This window comes from Sphingomonas epibiotica (assembly GCF_039615155.1).
Taxonomy (GTDB): Bacteria; Pseudomonadota; Alphaproteobacteria; order Sphingomonadales; family Sphingomonadaceae; genus Sphingomonas.
This window is the reverse complement of the sequence record NZ_JBDGHY010000002.1, coordinates 445,584-464,601: the sequence shown is the minus strand read 5'-3', so window position 1 is coordinate 464,601 and position 19,018 is coordinate 445,584. Positions and strand designations below refer to the sequence as shown.

At 67.7% G+C, this 19,018-nt stretch carries 21 protein-coding genes; 17 read left to right on the top strand and 4 right to left on the bottom strand.

The features are described 5' to 3' along the window. The first annotated feature begins 5 nt into the window (after positions 1-5). Entirely contained in the window at positions 6-1,640 is a 1,635-nt protein-coding gene (locus AAIO73_RS05960) for a TadG family pilus assembly protein (RefSeq protein WP_345876814.1), read from the top strand. Positions 1,641-1,644: 4 nt separating this feature from the next. On the opposite strand, the gene AAIO73_RS05955 is transcribed toward AAIO73_RS05960, so the two are convergent. Further along, the gene (locus AAIO73_RS05955) at positions 1,645-2,559 is read right to left on the bottom strand and encodes a PAS domain-containing protein (protein WP_345876813.1); all 915 of its coding nucleotides are present in this window, start codon (positions 2,557-2,559) and stop codon (positions 1,645-1,647) included. Positions 2,560-2,765: 206 nt separating this feature from the next. Between AAIO73_RS05955 and AAIO73_RS05950 the strand changes: the two genes are divergently transcribed. The 10 genes from AAIO73_RS05950 to pyrF all read left to right on the top strand — a co-directional run bounded on the left by AAIO73_RS05950 (position 2,766) and on the right by pyrF (position 12,345). Further along, positions 2,766-3,986: an SGNH/GDSL hydrolase family protein gene (locus AAIO73_RS05950; protein ID WP_345876812.1), complete on the top strand. Its 1,221-nt coding sequence runs from the start codon at positions 2,766-2,768 to the stop codon at positions 3,984-3,986. Then, a complete protein-coding gene (locus AAIO73_RS05945; protein ID WP_345876811.1) occupies positions 3,983-4,648 on the top strand; it encodes a phytanoyl-CoA dioxygenase family protein in 666 nt (221 codons plus the stop codon). Before AAIO73_RS05950 ends, AAIO73_RS05945 begins: the two co-directional genes overlap by 4 nt. 59 nt (positions 4,649-4,707) lie before the next feature. Beyond that, positions 4,708-5,397, top strand: coding sequence for a glutathione binding-like protein (locus AAIO73_RS05940; protein ID WP_345876810.1), 690 nt, complete (start codon positions 4,708-4,710; stop codon positions 5,395-5,397). A 120-nt stretch (positions 5,398-5,517) separates the two neighbouring features. Continuing rightward, a complete protein-coding gene (locus AAIO73_RS05935; RefSeq protein ID WP_345876809.1) occupies positions 5,518-6,108 on the top strand; it encodes an EF-hand domain-containing protein in 591 nt (196 codons plus the stop codon). Between the two features lie 74 nt (positions 6,109-6,182). Beyond that, a complete protein-coding gene (locus tag AAIO73_RS05930) occupies positions 6,183-6,902 on the top strand; it encodes a response regulator (protein WP_066689608.1) in 720 nt (239 codons plus the stop codon). After that, positions 6,899-8,245 (top strand): sensor histidine kinase, encoded by a 1,347-nt coding sequence (locus AAIO73_RS05925; protein ID WP_345876808.1) that lies wholly within the window; start codon positions 6,899-6,901, stop codon positions 8,243-8,245. The genes AAIO73_RS05930 and AAIO73_RS05925 overlap by 4 nt, the downstream gene beginning before the upstream one ends. A gap of 46 nt (positions 8,246-8,291) precedes the next feature. Then, a complete protein-coding gene (locus tag AAIO73_RS05920) occupies positions 8,292-8,987 on the top strand; it encodes an endonuclease/exonuclease/phosphatase family protein (protein ID WP_242116331.1) in 696 nt (231 codons plus the stop codon). After that, positions 8,984-11,281, top strand: a complete 2,298-nt coding sequence (locus AAIO73_RS05915) for a patatin-like protein (protein ID WP_345876807.1) — start codon at positions 8,984-8,986, stop codon at positions 11,279-11,281. The genes AAIO73_RS05920 and AAIO73_RS05915 overlap by 4 nt, the downstream gene beginning before the upstream one ends. Before the next feature lie 75 nt (positions 11,282-11,356). Further along, complete coding sequence (locus tag AAIO73_RS05910) at positions 11,357-11,671, top strand: lipopolysaccharide assembly protein LapA domain-containing protein (RefSeq protein ID WP_345876806.1); 315 nt, start codon at positions 11,357-11,359, stop codon at positions 11,669-11,671. After that, the gene (gene pyrF, locus AAIO73_RS05905; RefSeq protein ID WP_345876805.1) at positions 11,668-12,345 is read left to right on the top strand and encodes an orotidine-5'-phosphate decarboxylase; all 678 of its coding nucleotides are present in this window, start codon (positions 11,668-11,670) and stop codon (positions 12,343-12,345) included. Before AAIO73_RS05910 ends, pyrF begins: the two co-directional genes overlap by 4 nt. Here pyrF and AAIO73_RS05900 read toward each other — a convergent pair. The 3 genes from AAIO73_RS05900 to AAIO73_RS05890 are packed head-to-tail and all read right to left on the bottom strand — an operon-like array spanning position 12,335 to position 13,264. Further along, the gene (locus AAIO73_RS05900) at positions 12,335-12,598 is read right to left on the bottom strand and encodes a hypothetical protein (RefSeq protein WP_345876804.1); all 264 of its coding nucleotides are present in this window, start codon (positions 12,596-12,598) and stop codon (positions 12,335-12,337) included. The genes pyrF and AAIO73_RS05900 overlap by 11 nt on opposite strands. Continuing rightward, the gene (locus tag AAIO73_RS05895) at positions 12,595-13,014 is read right to left on the bottom strand and encodes an SAM-dependent methyltransferase (RefSeq protein WP_345876803.1); all 420 of its coding nucleotides are present in this window, start codon (positions 13,012-13,014) and stop codon (positions 12,595-12,597) included. Before AAIO73_RS05895 ends, AAIO73_RS05900 begins: the two co-directional genes overlap by 4 nt. Further along, positions 13,004-13,264, bottom strand: a complete 261-nt coding sequence (locus tag AAIO73_RS05890) for a hypothetical protein (protein WP_345876802.1) — start codon at positions 13,262-13,264, stop codon at positions 13,004-13,006. The genes AAIO73_RS05895 and AAIO73_RS05890 overlap by 11 nt, the downstream gene beginning before the upstream one ends. 177 nt (positions 13,265-13,441) lie before the next feature. Between AAIO73_RS05890 and AAIO73_RS05885 the strand changes: the two genes are divergently transcribed. The 6 genes from AAIO73_RS05885 (at position 13,442) to AAIO73_RS05860 (ending at position 18,941) form a co-directional block, all read left to right on the top strand. Next, entirely contained in the window at positions 13,442-14,077 is a 636-nt protein-coding gene (locus AAIO73_RS05885) for a phosphoribosylanthranilate isomerase (RefSeq protein ID WP_345876801.1), read from the top strand. 40 nt (positions 14,078-14,117) lie between these two features. Continuing rightward, entirely contained in the window at positions 14,118-15,347 is a 1,230-nt protein-coding gene (trpB, locus tag AAIO73_RS05880) for a tryptophan synthase subunit beta (protein ID WP_345876800.1), read from the top strand. A gap of 47 nt (positions 15,348-15,394) precedes the next feature. Further along, positions 15,395-15,835 (top strand): endonuclease domain-containing protein, encoded by a 441-nt coding sequence (locus AAIO73_RS05875; RefSeq protein WP_345876799.1) that lies wholly within the window; start codon positions 15,395-15,397, stop codon positions 15,833-15,835. Next, a complete protein-coding gene (trpA, locus tag AAIO73_RS05870; RefSeq protein WP_345876798.1) occupies positions 15,832-16,635 on the top strand; it encodes a tryptophan synthase subunit alpha in 804 nt (267 codons plus the stop codon). The genes AAIO73_RS05875 and trpA overlap by 4 nt, the downstream gene beginning before the upstream one ends. Beyond that, positions 16,632-17,483, top strand: a complete 852-nt coding sequence (accD, locus tag AAIO73_RS05865) for an acetyl-CoA carboxylase, carboxyltransferase subunit beta (RefSeq protein ID WP_345876797.1) — start codon at positions 16,632-16,634, stop codon at positions 17,481-17,483. Before trpA ends, accD begins: the two co-directional genes overlap by 4 nt. A 153-nt stretch (positions 17,484-17,636) precedes the next feature. After that, positions 17,637-18,941: a bifunctional folylpolyglutamate synthase/dihydrofolate synthase gene (locus tag AAIO73_RS05860; RefSeq protein WP_345876796.1), complete on the top strand. Its 1,305-nt coding sequence runs from the start codon at positions 17,637-17,639 to the stop codon at positions 18,939-18,941. Positions 18,942-19,018: the final 77 nt, after the last annotated feature.

Below are 19,018 nucleotides of genomic sequence, written 5' to 3'. Positions count from 1 at the left end.
CCGCGGTGCACCGACTGCGAACGCTCGTCCGGCGGCGCGACGGCAACGTCGCGATGATCGTTGCCGGGGGGATGGCGATGCTGACCGGAACCGCCGTGATCGGCATCGATACCGCGTCGATGTTCCTTGAAAAACGCCGGTTGCAGGGGGTGGCGGATGCCGCGGCGCTGGCGGCGGCGCAGGACCCGGCCAATGCCGCCCAGCGCGCGCAGGTGGCGGTTGCGCTTTCGCCGGACAATGGCACGCGGTTGGTCAACCTGACCCCGGGCCGTTTCATTCGAGATCAGTCGGTTACAGTCGACGCGCGCTTCGTCGCCGGCACGGCATCGGTCAATGCCGCGCAGGTTACGGTCGAAAGCCAGCTTCGCCCCTTCTTCGCGCAGATTTTCGGGACGCAACAGGTGACCGTCGCCGCGCAGGCGACGGCTGCAAGGATCGATCTCGCCGCCTTCTCGATCGGGACGCGACTGGCATCGGCGCAGGGTGGATTGCCCGGCACCCTGCTGTCGCAACTTGCGGGCAGCGATCTATCGCTGTCGGTGATGGATTATAATGCGCTGGCATCTGGACAGGTCGACCTGCTCAAGACCATCGAACTGCTGCGTACCAGTGCCGGTGTCCGTGCCGCGACGTTCGGCGAGGTGCTGACCAGCGATATCACCCTGCCGCAACTGGCGATCGCGATGGCGGGCGCGACGACGAGCAGCAGCGCCGCGGCGACGCTGCGCACTTTGTCGACCAAGCTGCCGGCGCGCAGCATCCGGCTTGGATCTATCCTCGATCTGGGTCCGTTGGCCGACCGCACCACCGCCGATCCGCAGCGCCCGATCCGGACCGATGCCTATGCGATCCTGCGCGAAGCGGTGCAGATCGGCACCGGCAATCGCCAGATACAAACCGATATCGATCTGGGGATCGCCGGGATCGGGCGGACCCGGTTGTGGCTGCAAATCGGCGAGCGCCCGGCGAACAGCCCATGGTTGTCGATCGGACAGGCCGGTCGCACCGTGGTGCGTAGCGCACAGACGCGGCTGTGGATCGATATCGCGTTGCTGAACGCGCCGCTGAGCCTGGGGTCGGTCCGGGTGCCGATCTATGTCGAACTGGCAGAAGCCGAAGCGCGGCTGGCATCGATCGCGTGCGTCGGCGGCCCTGCCAATTCGAACGTCGGCCTCGACGTCACGCCCTCGCTCGGCCGGGCCGCGATCGCCGATCTCGATCCGACGTTGCTCGGCAATTTCCAGCAGGCGATGGCGCTACGTCCGGCCCGGATGGTGACGTTGCCGCTCGCCACGTTGACCGGGTTTGCCGATATCAAACTAGGCGGCATGCAGGCACAGCGCGTTACCTTTTCGCGTGCCGAGATGGACGGGAATGTCGTCAAATCGGTGGCGACCAACGATATCGCTGCCGGCATTGCCAGCAGCCTGCTGCGCAACGTCGATATCCGCGTCAACGTCCTCGGCATCGGGCTGTCGGGTGGCTTGCTGACCACGACGCTGGGCAACACACTCATGGTCGCGGCGCCGGCGCTCGACCTCGTCGTCGGACAAATCGGCGCGCTGGCCGGCGTGCATCTGGGCCAGGCCGATGTGCGCGTCGACGGAGTGCGGTGCGGCGCGCCGGTGCTGGTGCGGTAAGCCGCTACTGCCGGGTCAGCAGGACGATCGCGCCTTCATTGCCATAGGTGCCGCGCAATTCGGCGATGGTGATCCGGACCGGGACGGCGCGTCCCTCGTTCGACAGGATGGCGCTGTCGATCGTGCGCGCGCCCTCGCCGCTCAACACGCGATCCAGCGCTTCGCGAAATGCCACGCGCTGGCCCACCGGGATCAGATCGGCCAGCGCGACGTGCCGCAGCCACTCCTCGGGCAGGTGGATCATCTCGCAAAAGGTCGGTTCAGCCTGATCGATATGTCCACGCGTGTTCAGGCAGACATAGCCGATGCCGTCATGCACCGCGATCGCCTCGCGCAGCGACTTGCGCGCGTCGGCAAGGCGGTGGATCTTCATGTCGTCCGTGATGTCGTGGAACAGTACCGTGACATAGTGCGCGAACGGATAAATTTCGGCCCGGACCCAGGTATTTTCGCGAAACAGCGACGGAATTTCAGCCGAATAGGGTTCCTTGCTCGCAACGGCTCTCAGAACATAGGTTTCGATCAACGACCGGCGCAGCGTCGGGAGCGCCTCGAACACCTTGCGGCCGGTCAGGTCGCCGTCCTGCCGGTCGAGCTGGACGTGTGCGACGCGGTTGGCGGCGACGATCCGTAGGTCGTAGTCGATCAGCAGCACGCCGATCGTGAGGCAGTGGGCGAGTTCGTGCAGACTGGTCGTCGCAATCGTCTCCGCCCGGTCGGCGCCGTTGGCCTGCTGCAGCGCCGTATAGTGGCGGACTGTCGTCAACACATGGGTGGCGCGGCCGTGATGGGTGACGAAGATCGCCTCTTCATCCTGCATTTGTCGAAGCTGACCGAATTTTCGGGCGAAGTCGGCGGACGATACCATCGGATGCTGGGTTTCGTTGTGGTTCGCGACTTCCCGGTCATGCAACGCCATAATCCCTTCTCCCCATCAACGTAAGTAGTGGCGAAACTCCGATCGATCGATTGCATCATGCTGATTTAACGTGTCTTTATACACCTAACCCGAGTTAGTTCCCTGCTTGGATCAAATCAATACGATCAAACGCAAACAACCACCGCGATGGATGTGATAACGATACCTGCCGCGCCGAATCGGCGACGACGTTGGGAGAGAAGAACATGCGCATCCTGCTGAGCGCGACCGCCGCAATGGCGACGGTCGCCATTCCGGCGCAGGCGGAGCCATGGGTCGCGGGCTGGACGGCATCGCCGATCAAGCCCAATGCCGAACAGGTGCTGGCCGATGCGCAATATCGCGACGCGACGCTGCGCCAAATCGTGCGGGTCACGATCGGCGGACGGGCGGTGCGCGTTCGGTTCACCAACCGCTTCGGCGCGACGCCGCTGCGCATCGCGGGCGCAAGCGTCGCACTGGCGACCGGGCCGGCGGCCGCGTCGATCCGGGCCGGCAGCGATCGGCCGCTGCGCTTCGGCGGCAGGGCGATGGTGGAGATACCGGCGGGGGCGGATTATTGGTCGGATCCGGTTGCCTTACCGGTGACGGCGCTTGCCGACCTCGCGATCAGCACCCGCTTCGCCGACCTGCCGCAACAACAGACGGGCCATCCCGGCGCGCGGACGCGCAGTTGGATCGCACCAGGCGACCGGCTGTCGGATGGGGCATTCGCCGATGCGGTTCCGGTGGAACGCTGGTTCCAGATCGCGGCGGTGGAGGTCGATGCGGCACCGACCGCGCGCGCGATCGTCGCGCTGGGCGATTCGATTACCGACGGGTTCGGCGTGAAGGACGGCCGCCATCAGCGCTGGACCGATGGTCTGGCGAGGCGGCTGTCAGCGAACCGCGCGACCCGCGACGTGGCGGTGCTGAACCACGGCATCGGCGGCAACTGCCTGCTGGTCGAATGCCTTGGGCCCAATGCCCTGTCACGCTTCGACGGCGACGTGCTGAGCCAGCCGGGCGCGCGCTATCTGATCCTGCTGGAAGGGATCAACGATCTGGGCGGCCTCGCCCGCGAAAAACCGGCGACGGACGAGGAACGCCGCGCCCATGTCGAACGGATGATCGCCGGCTACGCCCAGATCGTCGCACGCGCCCGGGCAAAGGGACTGAAGGTGATCGGCGGCACCGTGATGCCGTTCATGGGCAACGACTATTATCGTCCCGATGCGGCGGCGGAGGCATCGCGGCAGGCGGTCAATGCATGGATCCGCACGCCCGGCCATTTCGACGCCGTGATCGATTTCGACCGCATCGTCCGCGACCCGGCACAGCCCGACCGATTGCTGCCCGCCTATGATTCGGGCGACCATCTGCACCCGTCGATGGTGGGCTATCAGGCGATGGCCGACGCCGTACCGCTGGCCCTGTTTGCCAAATGACGTTGACGCTGGATCGCGACGGCGCGGTGCTGCTGCCGGGGGCCGCTACCGGCGTCCTGCCAGAGATCGAGGCGGCACTTGTGGAAGTACCCGCTGATCGAGCCGGAGTGCGGCTGAATGGCTTGGCAGGACTGCGCGACCTGCTCGCCCCGACCGGCGCGATCGGCACCCTTGCGGCAGAGGTGCTCGGGCCGGCGACGCAGCCGGTCCGGGCGTTGCTGTTCGACAAATCGGCGGCGACGAACTGGGCGCTCGGCTGGCATCAGGACCGAACGATCGTGGTTCGCGAACGGCGGGAAGTACCAGGCTTTGGTCCATGGACCGTCAAACAGGGGCTGCAGCATGTCGCGCCGCCTTTCGCGTTGCTCGAAACCATGGTGACCTTGCGGGTCCATATCGATCCGGTCCCAGGCGACAATGCGCCGTTGCTGGTCGCGCGCGGATCCCACAAGCGCGGACGCATCGCCGAAGGCATCGTCGAGACAGTCGTCGCCGATAGCCGCGTCCATGTCTGTCTCGCCGAACGGGGCGACGTCTGGATATATGCAACGCCGATCCTGCACGCGTCGGATGCGGCGTTGCGTCCGGCCCGGCGGCGGGTGCTCCAGATCGATTTCGCCGCGCAGGCGCTACCCGCCGGCCTCGAATGGCTGGGTGTCTGACCCTTGGCGCTACAGGGCACGGCCCCCATGTGCGGCGCGAACCAATCGGAGGCTGCTTCATGATCGATCTGCACTATTGGCCGACGCCCAACGGCCACAAGATCACGCTCTTCCTCGAGGAAGCCGGGCTGCCCTATACCATCCATCCGGTCGATATCGGCAAGGGCGAGCAGTTCCGCCCCGAATTCCTCGCCATCGCGCCCAACAACCGGATGCCGGCCATCGTCGATCATGAACCGGCCGGCGGCGGGACGCCGCTGGCGATCTTCGAATCCGGGGCGATCCTGCTGTATCTGGCGGAGAAGACCGGCCGCTTTCTGCCTGCCGACCTGCCCGGGCGATTCGATGCGATCCAGTGGCTGATGTGGCAGATGGGCGGTCTGGGACCGATGGCCGGGCAGAACCATCATTTCAACATCTACGCGCCCGAAAAGATTCCGTACGCGCAGGACCGCTATATCCGCGAAACGGCGCGGCTGTACGGCGTGCTCGACAAGCGGCTGGCCGACCGGGCGTTCGTCGCCGGGGACTATTCGATCGCCGACATGGCCGCCTATCCGTGGATCGTGCCGCATGAGGCGCAAGGGCAGAAGCTCGAGGATTTTCCGAACCTACAGCGCTGGTTCGAAACGATCGCGGCGCGTCCCGCGACGATCGCGGCATATGAGAAGGGCAAGGCGGTCAGCAGCGGCAACCAGCTGATGAGTGAGGAACAACGCCGCATCCTGTTCGGGACGCCGGCGCGCTGAACCAACTGCGACAAACTGCGACAATAATCGCTCGCGACGACATAGGTCGGCGACAAGTCGCGGGCAAATGGGGAGCATTATCCATCGGGGTGCTCCCCGTTTTCGAAAGGTTCGCTTCCCATGCGATCGTTGATCGTCGCCGCCTCGCTCGCCGCCATCGCCCTGCCAGGCGTCGCGCTCGCCGCGCAGACCCCGCCCCCGCCGCCCGGCGCCGACCGGGTCGTCACCCGCGCCGACGCGATGGCGCGTGCCGATCAGCGTTTCGACGCCCTGGATACCGACCATGACGGCAAGATCAACGCCGCCGAGCGTGCCGCGCTGCCACAGCGCGGGCCTCGCGGACTGGATGGCGAGGCCAGCTCGCCGCGCCGGGGCGGCGGTGGCGCGCGGATGCTGGAGCGGGCCGACGCCAATCGCGACGGCGTCGTCACCCGCGGCGAGTTCCGTGCCATGGCCGCCGCCGGCTTCGACCGGCAGGACCTCAACCGCGACGGCAAGATCGACGCAACCGAACGCCGTCAGGCGCGCGAACAGCGGATGAGCCAGCGCGGGGCGAAGGGCGGCACGGTCACCCGCGCCGCGTTTCAGGCGCGCGCGCTCGCCCGGTTCGATCGCATCGACGCGAACAAGGACGGCCAGATCGACCCGGCCGAACGCTTCATGGCGCGCGAAAAGCGGATGCAGCGTCGCGGTCCGCAGATCGGCGGCTGATCCACGCCGGACGGCAACGCTACCTTGCCGTCCGGCCTTTCCATTCAGGAGCTTGCGCGCCTAGCATGTCCGACATGGCCGATATCCCACATCTGTTGCTGGTCGACGACGAACGATCGATCCGCGAACCGCTCGCACAGTATCTGACGAAACAGGGGTTTCGCGTGACCCAGGCGGGCGATGCGGAGGGCGCACGCGCGCGGCTTAACGCCTATGCGATCGACCTTGCCATCCTCGACATCATGATGCCGGGCGAGGACGGGCTGTCGCTGTGCCGCCATATCCGCGAGACCAGCGAGACCCCCGTCATCCTGCTGACCGCGCGCGCGGAGGAGACTGACCGCATCGTCGGGCTGGAAATGGGCGCCGACGATTATGTCGTGAAACCCTTTTCCCCGCGCGAACTGGCGGCGCGGGTCAAGGTCGTGCTGCGCCGGACGGCCGGTGGCGCTGTCCGGCAGCATGCGCCCGAAGCAGGATCGTTCGCCTTTGCCGGCTGGGTGCTCAAGACCGGCGAGCGCGCGCTGGTCGATCGCGAGGGCGTGTCGGTGCCGCTGTCGACCGGCGAATATAATCTGCTCCACGCACTGGTGACGCGCCCGCGCCAGGTGCTGACCCGCGACCAGTTGCTCGACCTGACTCAAGGGCGCGAGGCCGCTGCATTCGACCGCGCGATCGACAATCAGGTCAGTCGGTTGCGCAAGAAGATCGAGACCGATGTCCGCAACCCGGAGATCATCAAGACCGTCTGGGGCGGCGGCTATACGCTGGCGACCGAGGTAACCCGCCTGTGAGGCGGCTGTGGCCGACCAGCCTGCCCGGTCAGATCGCGCTGCTGGTCGCGGTGGCGCTGTTCGTGGCGCAGGCGCTGAACTTCGCGCTGCTGCTGCGGGAACGGCGCGCCTTTCGCTTTGCCGAAATCACCCTTCCTGCGGTCACCCGCCTGATCGACGCCGCCGAGCGGACGACGGCGCCCCGCCCCGCGCCGGCGCGCGACCGGATGCGCGGCGTGCGGCTGGTGACCGACCGGATGCCCCCCCTGCGCGGCGAACCCGAACGCGACGTCGAACAGGCGATCCGCGCCGGTTTTGCCGATGCCGGCATTCGCCCCGGCCGGATCGCCGCACGCATCCGTCCGATCGACGAGGCCGAGATCCAGGAACGCGGCATAGGCGGACAGCGTGCCGAACGGCTGCGGCGCATGGGCGCGGTGCTCGACGTGGCGGTCGAACTGCCCGGTCGCGGCTGGCTGGTATCGCATACTCCCTGGCCGATGGCGGAGCGCGGGCTGTTATGGCAGTCGCTGGCGCAGACCTTCATCCTCTATGTCATCGTGCTGTTGCCGGTGCTGTGGATCGGGCGGCGGATCGCCAAGCCGCTGCGCCGGCTGGCGGTGGCGGCCCGCGAATTTCACCCCGCCCGGCCGCTGCCGGCGATCGAGCCGTCGGGGCCGCAGGATGTGCGGCTGCTGATCTCCGCCTTTACCGATCTGGGTCAGCGGGTGAATGCGATGGTCGATGAGAAGGACCGGATGCTGGGCGCGATCGGCCACGACCTGCGCACGCCGTTGGCGGCGCTGCGCGTCCGGATCGAATCGGTCGAGGACGATACCGACCGGGCACGCATGGCCGAAACGATCGACGAGATGAACGCGACGCTCGACGATATCCTTTCGCTGGCCCGGCTGGGTCGGCCGAGCGAGGCGCCGACCGATGTCGACGTCGCCGCACTGGTCGACGCCGTGGTCGACGATTTTCGCGACCTTGGCCATGACGTCGATTTCGTCGAGGCGGCGCGCGTGCCGCTCCACCTGCGTCCCAATCTGATGCGGCGGGCGGTGCGCAACCTGATCGAGAATGCGATCAAATATGCCGGCGCAGCGGAGGTGCGGGTCGAAACGAGCGCGCGCGCGGTGGCGATCGTCGTCGCCGACCGGGGGCCGGGGATTCCGGTCGACCGGATGGATGCGGTGTTCGATCCGTTCACCCGGCTGGAAACGTCGCGCAATCGCGAAACCGGCGGGATCGGGCTGGGACTGGCGCTCGCGCGGGCGATCGTTCGGGATGCCGGTGGCGAGATCACGCTGGTTAACCGTGACGGCGGCGGATTGAACGCGACCATCCGGTTGCCGCGCTGAACGGCTGCGAAACGAAATACGGTATCGCGACGTTGAGTGCCGAGCGATGATAAAAGTGGCCAGCTACAATATGCGCAAGGCGATCGGCACCGATCGCCGCCGGATGCCCGAGCGGACGCTGGAGGTGCTGCGCGAGATCGATGCCGATATCATCGCATTGCAGGAATGCGACCGGCGGCTGGGCGAGCGCGCCGGCGTGATTCCGGCGCATCTGCTCGACGAACACAGCCCATGGGTCGCGGTGCCGCTGGCGATTCGGGCCAAATCGATGGGCTGGCACGGCAATGCCCTGTTGGTGCGCAAGGAAGCGAGCGTCAGCGGACAGCGGCGGATCGAGATACCGGCGCTCGAACCGCGCGGCGCGGTGCGGGCCGACGTCACTACCAACGGCATAGCCTTGCGCGTGGTCGGCATGCATCTCGACCTGTCGGGGCTGTGGCGACGTAAACAGGCGCACGCGATCCTGAGCGAGGTCGATGGCTGTTCGCCGAAACTGCCCAGCGTGCTGATGGGCGACCTGAACGAATGGACGCCGCGATCGGGGTGTCTGCGCGACTTCGGGCGGACGCACTGCTTTGCCGAGACCGGCCCCAGCTTCCACGCGCGCCACCCGGTCGGGCGGCTCGACCGGATCATGGTGTCGAGCGAATTGAAGATCGTCGATGCCGGCGTTCATCACAGCGCGGCCGCGCGCAAGGCATCGGACCATCTGCCGATCTGGGCGACGCTCGCCCCGGCATGACCGACGCCCCGCCCCCGCTCCACGAACGCGAACTGCGCCTGGCGCTGGTCTGCTACGGGGGGATCAGCCTCGCCGTGTATATGCACGGGCTGGTCAAGGAAATATGGCACATCGCTCGTGCCAGCCGGGCGGTGCAGGACGCGGGCGAGCCGCTGACGGGTAGCGCGGCGGTGTATCAGGCGATGCTGACCGATCTGGCCGCGCTGACCGGTATCCGCCTGCGCGTGCTGGTCGATATCGTCGCTGGGGCGAGCGCGGGCGGGATCAACGGCGTGTTCCTGGCGCAGGCGGTGTCGACCGGCCAGTCGCTTGATCCGCTGACCGACCTGTGGCTCGACGGCGCGGATATCGAGGCGCTGATCGATCCGGCACAGGCGCCGGCGAGCGCGCTGTCGCGACCCTGGGCGCGACCGATCGCGTGGATGGCGCTGGGCCGCGAGGACGAGTCCGCGTCGAGCGTCGATATCGCTGCGCGCGACGAACTGCGCGCCAAGCTCGACCGCTTCGTGCGGGCGCGCTGGTTCGAGCCGCCCTTTGGCGGGCGGGCGATGGTCGACATGCTGCTCGACGCCTTTGCCGCGATGGCCGCGACGCCCGCCGGGCCGCGGCTGCTGCCGCCCGGCCAGCCGCTCGACCTGTTCGTGACCGTCACCGATTTCGCGGGGCATCCCGAAACGCTGCGGCTCAATTCACCGCCGGAAGTGGTCGAGACCGAGCACCGGCTCGTCATCGGCTTTCACGACCATGGCGGGGAACGGCTGGTCGATACCGCCGAGCTAGTGTTCGCGGCGCGGGCGACGTCGAGCTTTCCCGGTGCGTTTCCGCCGTTCCGGGTCGGCGAGCTGGACGCGGCGCTGGCCGATCGGGCGGTGGAGTGGCCGGGACGCGATGCGTTTCTGCGCCGGGTGCTGCCGCGCCAGTCGGCGGTCGGCATGGCGGAGCAGGCGACACTGATCGACGGATCGGTGCTGGCCAATGCGCCCTTCGCCCCCGCGATCGACGCGCTGCGCGAACGTCCGGCGCGGCGGCAGATCGATCGGCGCTTCGTCTATCTCGACCCCGCCCCCAACCACAAGTTCGGCATCGGCACCGCGCATGACGGCCCCCCCAGCTTCTTTCAGACGATCCTCGGCGCACTGTCCGAACTGCCGCGCAAACAGCCGATCCGCGACAATCTGGATGCGATCCAGCGAAGATCGGAACGGATCGAACGGATGCTGGCGATCGTCGAGCAACTGCGCGGCGGCGTGGAGGCGGAGGTCGAACAGCTGTTCGGCTATACGCTGTTCCTCGACTGGCCGACGCCGTCGCGGCTGGCCGGCTGGCGACAGCGGGCGCAGGCGCAGGCGGTCAAGCGCGCCGGATATGGCCATGCCGCTTATGGACTGCTGAAGGTCGATCAGGTGCTGGACCGGCTGGCCGAACGCGTCGCGACGCTGGCGGACGATGCGTCGCCCGACCGGATACGGCGGTTGCGCGACGGCTTCGCCGGGGTCGTCGCGGAGCGCGGTGGCGTCCGGTTCGATGGCGACGGCGCGTCGGCGGAGGCGGTCGCGTTTCTGCGCGCGCACGATCTCGCCTTTCGCATCCGGCGGTTGCGGCTGCTGGTGCGGACGATTTCGGCGATGGAGCCGGAACAGGACGCGGCGGCACTGGCGCCGGTGCGCGAGGCGATCTTCGCCAGCCTGACGCCCTATCTGGCGTGCGAGAATGCCGACCATTTCGCCGCGGTGCGGGCACTGGCGGCGGACAAGCGCGCCGATCCCGCCGACCTGCTGACGACGATGGCCGGTGCGATGGACCTCGCGACGCTCGACGCGCAGACCGACGCGCGGATGTCGGAGGCGCTGTCCGCCACCCCGCGCGATATCCGGCGGCCGATCCTGCTCGCCTATCTCGGCTTTCCCTTCTTCGACATCGCGACGCTGCCGCTGCTGGGCGGCGAAGGGCTGGACGAATTCGATCCGGTGCGGGTCGACCGCATCGCGCCCGACGATGCGCCGTCGATCCGGGCGGGCGGTGCGGAGGCGACGCTGAAAGGCATTCGCTTCAACAATTTCGGTGCGTTCTTCAGCCGATCCTATCGTGAGAACGACTATCTGTGGGGGCGGCTACACGGGGCCGAGCGGATGATCGATATCGCGCTGTCGACCCTGCCGCCCGAGGTCCGCCTGCCACCCGGCTGGATCACCCGGCACAAGCGTGCCGCGTTCCTTGCCATTCTCGACGAGGAACAGCCGCGGTTGCAGGCGATCCAGCCGCTGTTCGACGAACTCCGCGCCGAAATCGGCTGACCCGACACCTATTGGAAAAGCCGCCGCGACGGGCGTAAGGAAGGGCGGACGACAACGACGAAGGCTCCCTGAGCGATGCAGTTCCTGAAAACCCTGTTCTGGGCATTGCTGGTGGGGGTGATGGTCGCCTTTGCACTGAACAACATGACGATGGTGCCGCTGAAGCTGTGGGGCACGCTTTATGCCGATGTGAACCTGCCGCTGCTGCTCCTCGTGACCTTTCTGGCCGGGTTCCTGCCAACCTTCGTCGCGCTTCACCTGACGCGCTGGCGCTTGCGGCAGCGGATCGCGGCGACCGACCGGACGCTGGCCGACCTGCACCGGGCGGATGCAGTGCCGGTCGTCGCGGCCGAGGCGGTACCCACGACCAATATGGGAGCCACGCTATGAGCCGTTCGCCCATCTATGTCGCGATCGACACCCCCGATTTGGACCGGGCAAAGGCACTGGCGCAGGCGGTGCGCGGCCATGTCGGCGGGCTGAAGCTCGGCCTCGAATTCTTCATGGCCAATGGCCGCGCGGGGGTGCGGACGATGGCCGATCTGGGCCTGCCCATCTTCCTCGACCTGAAGTTCCATGACATCCCCAACACGGTCGCCAAGGCGATCCAGGCGCTGGGGCCGCTCGATCCCGCCATCCTGACCGTCCATGCCGCCGGTGGGCAGGCGATGCTGGAGGATGCGAAGGCGGCGGCGCCGGTCGGGACCAAGGTGGTGGCGGTGACGATGCTGACCAGCCTCGACGCGCACGACCTGTCGTCGATCGGCCTGGCCCCCGATCCGCACGAACAGGTGGTGCGGCTGACCGAACTGGCGAAGCGTGCCGGGATCGACGGCGTCGTGTGTTCGGGGGCCGAGGTCGCGGCGGCGAAGAAGGCATGGCCGCAAGGGTTCTTCGTCGTACCGGGCGTGCGGCCGGCGGACGGCCCGGTCGGCGACCAGAAGCGGGTGGTGACCCCGCGCGCGGCGCTGGACGGCGGCGCGTCGGTGCTAGTGATCGGACGGCCGATCACCCAGGCGGAAAACCCCGATCAGGCGGCACGCGCGATCGAGGCTACGCTATAGGCCACGAACCGGATCGACCGTGCCGCCGCCGGCCGAGATGGATGGCAGCGGCGGTGTCGGCATGCCCGTGACGGGTGGCCCGGATCGCCTGCATCACCCGCTTGCCCTGTACGGCCAGCGTCAGGCCGGCGAGCGCCGCCGGCAGCGCGAACAGAGCCGACGCCGACCCATAAGCCAGAACCGCGACCGCACAGGCAGCGACGATCAGCGTCATGCCCGCGGCGCGCCAGCATAGATCGCGACGACGCATCATGCCGCCCCCCGCCCGGACGGGATCGAATCGCCGATCACGACGTCCCCGGCCGCCGCCATCATCGACCCCGGAACGGCGGTGTGGCACAGCAGGATATCGGCCGGCGCGTCGACTTCCTCGACCAGTGCGCCAAGCGCGTCGCCCGCATCGAACGTCACGCCGATCGCCGGATCGCGCAGCCGCATCGCGGCACGCCGCGCACGCCCGATCCGCATCGGCGACCGGTCGAGACCCCGGCCTTCGATTGCGGTGAAACCGAGCGCGCGGGCATGGGTCAATGCCGCGAGCAGCAGGGTTCCGCACCCGCAATCGGCATCGACGATCCGCACCGCCCGGCGGCGGCGCTGGCGCAATCCCGACAAGGTGGCGGCGATCGCATCCCAACGCGGATCGCGGAGAGCGATGTTACGCGCCATGTGCTGCCTCCCGCGGTTCGCCCGCGACCGGTCCGAACGGGATGATCGGGATCAGCGGGACCGTCGCCAGTTCGATGCCGGCATGATAGCTTTGCCGCTCCGCCTCCGCGAAGCGCAACGCCGCCGAAAACGATACGAAACGTCCCTCCAGTCGCCGATGCCGGTCCTGGACCAGCCAGTGCCCGGCACAGTCCTGTCCGACATAGAACAGGTCGGGTTCCGCGATATCCGATTGCGTTGCAGATGCCATATACGGTTGCCTTCGATGGACCCGGCCGTCGTTGCGGCCGTGCCGTTCCAGCTACTTACCGCGACATAGCAATACGAGATCGATTGTCGGCAATCGCATAGTGCGGACATAGCATGCGCATTTTTCCAGGGGTCGACGCCCTTTCGCCGCGCCCTGCCGCCCGCTAAGCCGCGGTCCATGACCCTGATCAAGATTTGCGGCCTGTCGACGCCCGACACGCTGGCTGCCGCGCTGACCGCCGGGGCGAGCCATGTCGGTTTCGTCTTCTTCGCCCCCTCCCCCCGCAATCTAGCGTTCGACGCGGCGGCGGGGCTGGCGCGGCAGGTGCCGGACCGGGTCGCGAAGGTGGGCGTGTTCGTCGATCCCGACGACGCGCTGCTCGATGCGGCGATGGCCGCCGCCCGGCTGGACGCGATCCAGCTTCACAAGACCGCGCCCGATCGGATCGCCGCGATCCGGGCGCGGACCGGCCGGGAAGTCTGGGGTGCGGTCGCGATCAAGACGCGGGCCGATCTGGAGGCCGCGCGGACGCTGGTCGGAGCGGCGGACCGGGTGCTGTACGATGCCAAGACCCCGCCCGGGGCGGCATTGCCGGGTGGCATGGGGCTGCGGTTCGACTGGGGGCTGCTCGACGGCTTCGTCCATCCACTGCCCTGGGCATTGTCGGGCGGACTCGATGCCGGCAACGTCGCCGAGGCAATCCGGGTCACGCGGGCGCCGCTGGTCGATGTGTCATCGGGCGTGGAAAGCGCGCCGGGGGTCAAGGACGCCGGGCGGATCGCCGCGTTCGTACGCAGCGTGACCGGCGGCTGATACTCGACAGCGCCCGCCGCCGGGCGTAACGAGCGACCCCATGAACGCTCCCAACAGCTATCGCGCCCAGCCCGACGATCGTGGTCATTTCGGTGCCTTTGGCGGCCGTTATGTCGCCGAAACGCTGATGCCGCTGATCCTCGACCTCGACCGCGAATATAAGGCGGCGAAGGCCGATCCCGCCTTTGCCGCGCAGTTCGACGACCTGATGACGCATTATGTCGGTCGGCCCAGCCCGCTCTATCATGCCGAACGGCTGTCGGAGACGCTGCGCGCATCGGCCGAGCCGGGCATGGGCGCGCAGGTGTGGTTCAAGCGCGACGAGCTGAACCATACCGGCGCGCACAAGATCAACAACTGCATCGGCCAGATCCTGTTGGCGATCCGCATGGGCAAGACGCGGATCATCGCCGAGACGGGCGCCGGCCAGCATGGCGTGGCGACCGCCGCCGTCTGCGCGCGCTTCGGCCTGCCCTGCGTCATCTATATGGGCGCCAAGGACGTCGAGCGGCAGCAGCCGAACGTGTTCCGCATGAAGCTGCTGGGCGCCGAGGTACGGCCGGTGACCAGCGGTGCGGCGACGCTGTCGGACGCGATGAACGAAGGCTTACGCGACTGGGTCGCGAACGTCCACGACACCTTCTACATCATCGGTACCGCCGCCGGCCCGCACCCCTATCCCGAGCTGGTGCGCGATTTCCAAAGCATCATCGGTCGCGAGGCGCGCGCGCAGATGCTGGAGCGGACCGGCCGCCTGCCCGACCTGCTGGTCGCGGCGATCGGTGGCGGATCGAACGCGATCGGGCTGTTCCATCCGTTCCTCGACGATGCCGACGTGGCGATGCTGGGCGTCGAGGCGGCGGGCCATGGGCTGGACAAGGACCATGCCGCGTCGCTGGCCGGCGGGTTCCCCGGTATCCTCCATGGCAACAAGACCTATTTGTTGCAGGACGAGGACGGGCAGATCGCCGAGGGGCATTCGATCTCGGCGGGACTCGACTATCCCGGGATCGGGCCGGAACATGCGTGGCTGCGCGATATCGGGCGGGTCGAATATGACAGCGCGACCGATGTCGATGCGCTCGACGCGTTCCAGATGCTGTGCCGGACCGAGGGGATTATTCCGGCGCTGGAACCCGCCCATGCCATTGCGGCAGTGGCGCGGCGGGCGAAGACCATGCGGAGCGACCAAATCATCCTCGCCAACCTGTGCGGCCGCGGGGACAAGGATATCTTCACGGTGGCTAGCGCGCTGGGGGTCGATATCTAAAGCCAAAAGCCCTCTCCCCTTCAGGGGAGAGGGTTGGGAGAGGGGCAGTGCGCGACGCCGGTTTGACGGAAAGAGCCAAGGCGGCACGTAAGGCTCCCACTCCTGCCGAACAGCGTCTGTGGTTCGCGTTGCGGGCCGAACGGTTCGCTGGTGTGAAGTTTCGGCGGCAGAAAGTGATCGGGCCGTTTATCGCCGACTTTGCCAGCAACGTGCCGAAGCTGGTGATCGAACTCGACGGGCACCTGCACGGCGAAACCGTCGAGTATGACGAAGCGCGCAGCGCCTATTTGACCGAACTCGGCTATCGGGTAGTGCGGTTCGCTAACGCTGACGTGATGCATAATTTGGAAGGCGTGTTGCGCTTGTTGGAAAGTATCGTGACCCACCCCCTCTCCCAACCAGTTGCAGGTCAACAGCGCCCCGCGCTGTTGAGGTTGTGCCGGGGGCACAACCGACCTGCAACTCCCCTGAAGGAGAGAGGGCTTTGACCGCGCGCCTCGCCGCTGCGTTCGGCAAGGGCCGACCGGCGCTGGTGTGCTTCGTCACCGCCGGCGATCCGACGCCCGACGCCACCCCTGCCATCCTCGACGCGCTGGTCGCGGGGGGAGCGGACGTGATCGAACTGGGCATGCCGTTTACCGATCCGATGGCCGATGGTCCCGCCATCCAGTCGGCGAACATCCGTTCGCTGGCGGCGGGAACGCGGACTGCCGATGTGCTGCGCATCGCGACGGGCTTTCGCGAACGCCACCCCGACGTGCCGCTGGTGCTGATGGGCTATGCCAATCCGATGGTCCGGCGCGGGGCGGACTGGTTCGCCCAAGCCGCTGCGGCGGCCGGGGTCGATGGCGTAATCTGCGTCGACATTCCGCCCGAGGAAGACGACAGCCTGGGACAGCAGTTGCGCGAACACGGTGTCGCCGCGATCCGGCTGGCCACGCCGACGACCGACGCCGCCCGCCTGCCGAACGTATTGGAGGGGGCCGGCGGCTTTCTCTACTATGTCTCGGTCGCGGGGATCACCGGCAAGCAGCAGGCGGTGCAGGCGTCGATCGACGATGCCGTCGCCCGGCTGAAGGCCGCGACCGACCTGCCGATCGCCGTCGGCTTCGGCGTGCGCACTCCCGAACAGGCGGCCAATATTGCGCGCGTCGCCGATGGCGTCGTCGTCGGATCGGCGATTGTCGAAATTGTCGCGGAACATGGGCAGCACGCCGCCGCCCCCGTCCAATCCTATATCGAAAGCCTCGCCGCGGCGGTCGCGACGGCGAGCAAGGAACCCGCATGAGCTGGCTGAACCGCGTCCGCAACGCCCTGCCCTTCGTCGCGCGCAAGGAAACGCCCGACCATCTCTGGCACAAGTGCAAGGGGTGCGGGCAGATGATATTCAACAAGGATTGGGAGGAGAACCTGCACGTCTGCCCGCAATGCGACCATCATGGCCGTATCGGGCCGAAGGAGCGGTTCCAGCAGCTGTTCGATGACGGCAGCGTCGAGATCCTGCCCAATCCGAAGGTAGCCGAAGACCCGCTGAAGTTCCGCGACAGCAAGCGCTATGTCGACCGGCTGAAGGCGGCGCGGACCGATACCGGCGAGCAGGACGCGTATCAGAACGCCTATGGCACCATCGCCGGACGCGGCTGCGTGATCGGCGTCCAGAACTTCGCGTTCATGGGCGGGTCGATGGGCCAGTTCGTCGGTGAGGCGTTCATCGCCGGTGTCGAGGCGGCGATCGCACGCGGCGTGCCCTATATCGTCTTTACGGCGAGCGGCGGCGCGCGGATGCAGGAGGGCATTCTCAGCCTGATGCAGATGCCGCGCACGACCGTGGCGATCGAGATGCTGCACGATGCCGGCCTACCCTATCTGGTGGTGCTGACCGATCCGACCTCGGGCGGGGTGATGGCGGCCTATGCGATGCTGGGCGATGTGCAGATCGCCGAGCCGAAGGCGACCTTGGCGTTCACCGGGCGGCGCGTGATCGAAAGCACGATCCGCGAGAAGCTGCCCGAGGATTTCCAGACGAGCGAATATTATCGCGACCACGGCCTGATCGACCGCGTGACGCATCGGCGCGATCTGCCGGCCGAACTGGCGCAGTTGATCGAATTTCTGGGACGCAAGGAAGCGGCGTGACGGCCAAATCCTCCCCGCTTCGCGGGGAGGGGGACCGCCGCGTAGCGGTGGTGGAGGGGGATCGCAGCCAAACGCAATTGTCGTGGAGGTGGCCACCCCCCTCCACCAGCCTGCGGCTGGTCCCCCTCCCCGCGTAGCGGGGAGGATTTGCAAGTGGCTGATTTCGCTATCTCGACCGATCCGGTGGTGCAGGCGCAACTTGACCGGCTGACGTTGCTGTCGCCCGGCGCCGATATTCTCGGCCTCGATCGCATCACCCGGCTGCTGGGGCGGCTGGGCGACCCGCATCGCCATCTGCCGCCAGTGTTCCATGTCGCGGGGACCAATGGAAAGGGATCGACCTGTGCCTATCTGCGCGCGGCGATCGAGGCGGCCGGGCTGCGGGTGCACGTCTATGCCAGCCCGCATCTTGTGCGGTTCAACGAACGCATCCGGCTGGCGGGGACGCTGATCGACGATCCGGCGCTGGCGGCGCTGCTGGGCGAGGTGCTCGACGCGGCCGATGGGATCGGGGCGAGCTTCTTCGAGATCACGACGGCCGCCGCATTCCTCGCCTTTGCCCGGACGCCGGCCGATGCGTGCGTGATCGAGGTCGGTCTGGGTGGGCGGCTCGATGCGACCAACGTCCTGCCCGCGCCCGTCGCCTGCGGTATCGCGGCGCTGGGCATCGATCACGAAGCGTTTCTGGGATCGTCGCTGGTCGGCATCGCCGGCGAAAAGGCGGGCATCGCCAAGCCGGGCGTGCCGGTCGTCACCCTCGCCTACCCGCCCGAGATTGCCGCGCGAGTCGAAGCGACGGTCGATGCGGCGGGCGGCACGCTGATCGCGCGGGGATCGGCTTGGGACGCGGTCGACGGGCGCTACCGCGATGCGATGGGGACGCTCGACCTGCCCGAACCGGCGCTAGCGGGGGTGCATCAGCGCGACAATCTGGCGCTGGCGGCGGCAATGCTGCGGCATCAGTCGGCGGTACCGGTATCGGGCGCGGCGATCCGCACCGCCGCCGGCACCGCGCGCTGGCCGGCGCGAATGCAACGGCTGCGGCCGGGCGGACCGCTGACCGGGCGGGTCGATCCGCGCCATGGCGTGTGGCTCGACGGGGCGCACAACGAATCCGCCGCGATCGAGATGGCGCGCGGCTGGCCCCGCATCAGCCGCGGCGAAGGGTCGGCGCTGGTGCTGGGGATGCTGGCGAACAAGGATGCCGGCGCGGTGCTGCGGCATCTGGGCGAGGTGGTCGACCATGTGGTGGCAGTACCGGTGCCGGGCCACGCCCACCATCCGCCGGCCGAACTGGCGCGACAGGCGCGGGCCTTAGGGTTGCAGGCCGATGTTGCGACCGATCCGGCGGCGGCGCTCGACCTGCTGGCGCGCTCGGAGCCGGAGTCGGTGTTGATTGCGGGGTCGCTGTACCTGGCGGGCACCGTGTTGTCGGCGAATGACGAGGTGCCGGTCTAAATCAGTTCACGCAAATGCGCGGAGACGCGAAGAAGCAGAAAGGTCAGCTTTCGCGCAGGGGCGCGGCGGCGCAGAGA

Coding starts and splice junctions, on each gene's coding strand:
- AAIO73_RS05955 (WP_345876813.1), bottom strand. CDS start 2,559: ATGGCGTTGCATGACCGGGAAGTCGCGAACCACAACGAAACCCAGCAT.
- AAIO73_RS05950 (WP_345876812.1), top strand. CDS start 2,766: ATGCGCATCCTGCTGAGCGCGACCGCCGCAATGGCGACGGTCGCCATT.
- AAIO73_RS05945 (WP_345876811.1), top strand. CDS start 3,983: ATGACGTTGACGCTGGATCGCGACGGCGCGGTGCTGCTGCCGGGGGCC.
- AAIO73_RS05940 (WP_345876810.1), top strand. CDS start 4,708: ATGATCGATCTGCACTATTGGCCGACGCCCAACGGCCACAAGATCACG.
- AAIO73_RS05935 (WP_345876809.1), top strand. CDS start 5,518: ATGCGATCGTTGATCGTCGCCGCCTCGCTCGCCGCCATCGCCCTGCCA.
- AAIO73_RS05930 (WP_066689608.1), top strand. CDS start 6,183: ATGGCCGATATCCCACATCTGTTGCTGGTCGACGACGAACGATCGATC.
- AAIO73_RS05920 (WP_242116331.1), top strand. CDS start 8,292: ATGATAAAAGTGGCCAGCTACAATATGCGCAAGGCGATCGGCACCGAT.
- AAIO73_RS05915 (WP_345876807.1), top strand. CDS start 8,984: ATGACCGACGCCCCGCCCCCGCTCCACGAACGCGAACTGCGCCTGGCG.
- AAIO73_RS05910 (WP_345876806.1), top strand. CDS start 11,357: ATGCAGTTCCTGAAAACCCTGTTCTGGGCATTGCTGGTGGGGGTGATG.
- pyrF (WP_345876805.1), top strand. CDS start 11,668: ATGAGCCGTTCGCCCATCTATGTCGCGATCGACACCCCCGATTTGGAC.
- AAIO73_RS05900 (WP_345876804.1), bottom strand. CDS start 12,598: ATGATGCGTCGTCGCGATCTATGCTGGCGCGCCGCGGGCATGACGCTG.
- AAIO73_RS05895 (WP_345876803.1), bottom strand. CDS start 13,014: ATGGCGCGTAACATCGCTCTCCGCGATCCGCGTTGGGATGCGATCGCC.
- AAIO73_RS05890 (WP_345876802.1), bottom strand. CDS start 13,264: ATGGCATCTGCAACGCAATCGGATATCGCGGAACCCGACCTGTTCTAT.
- AAIO73_RS05885 (WP_345876801.1), top strand. CDS start 13,442: ATGACCCTGATCAAGATTTGCGGCCTGTCGACGCCCGACACGCTGGCT.
- trpB (WP_345876800.1), top strand. CDS start 14,118: ATGAACGCTCCCAACAGCTATCGCGCCCAGCCCGACGATCGTGGTCAT.
- accD (WP_345876797.1), top strand. CDS start 16,632: ATGAGCTGGCTGAACCGCGTCCGCAACGCCCTGCCCTTCGTCGCGCGC.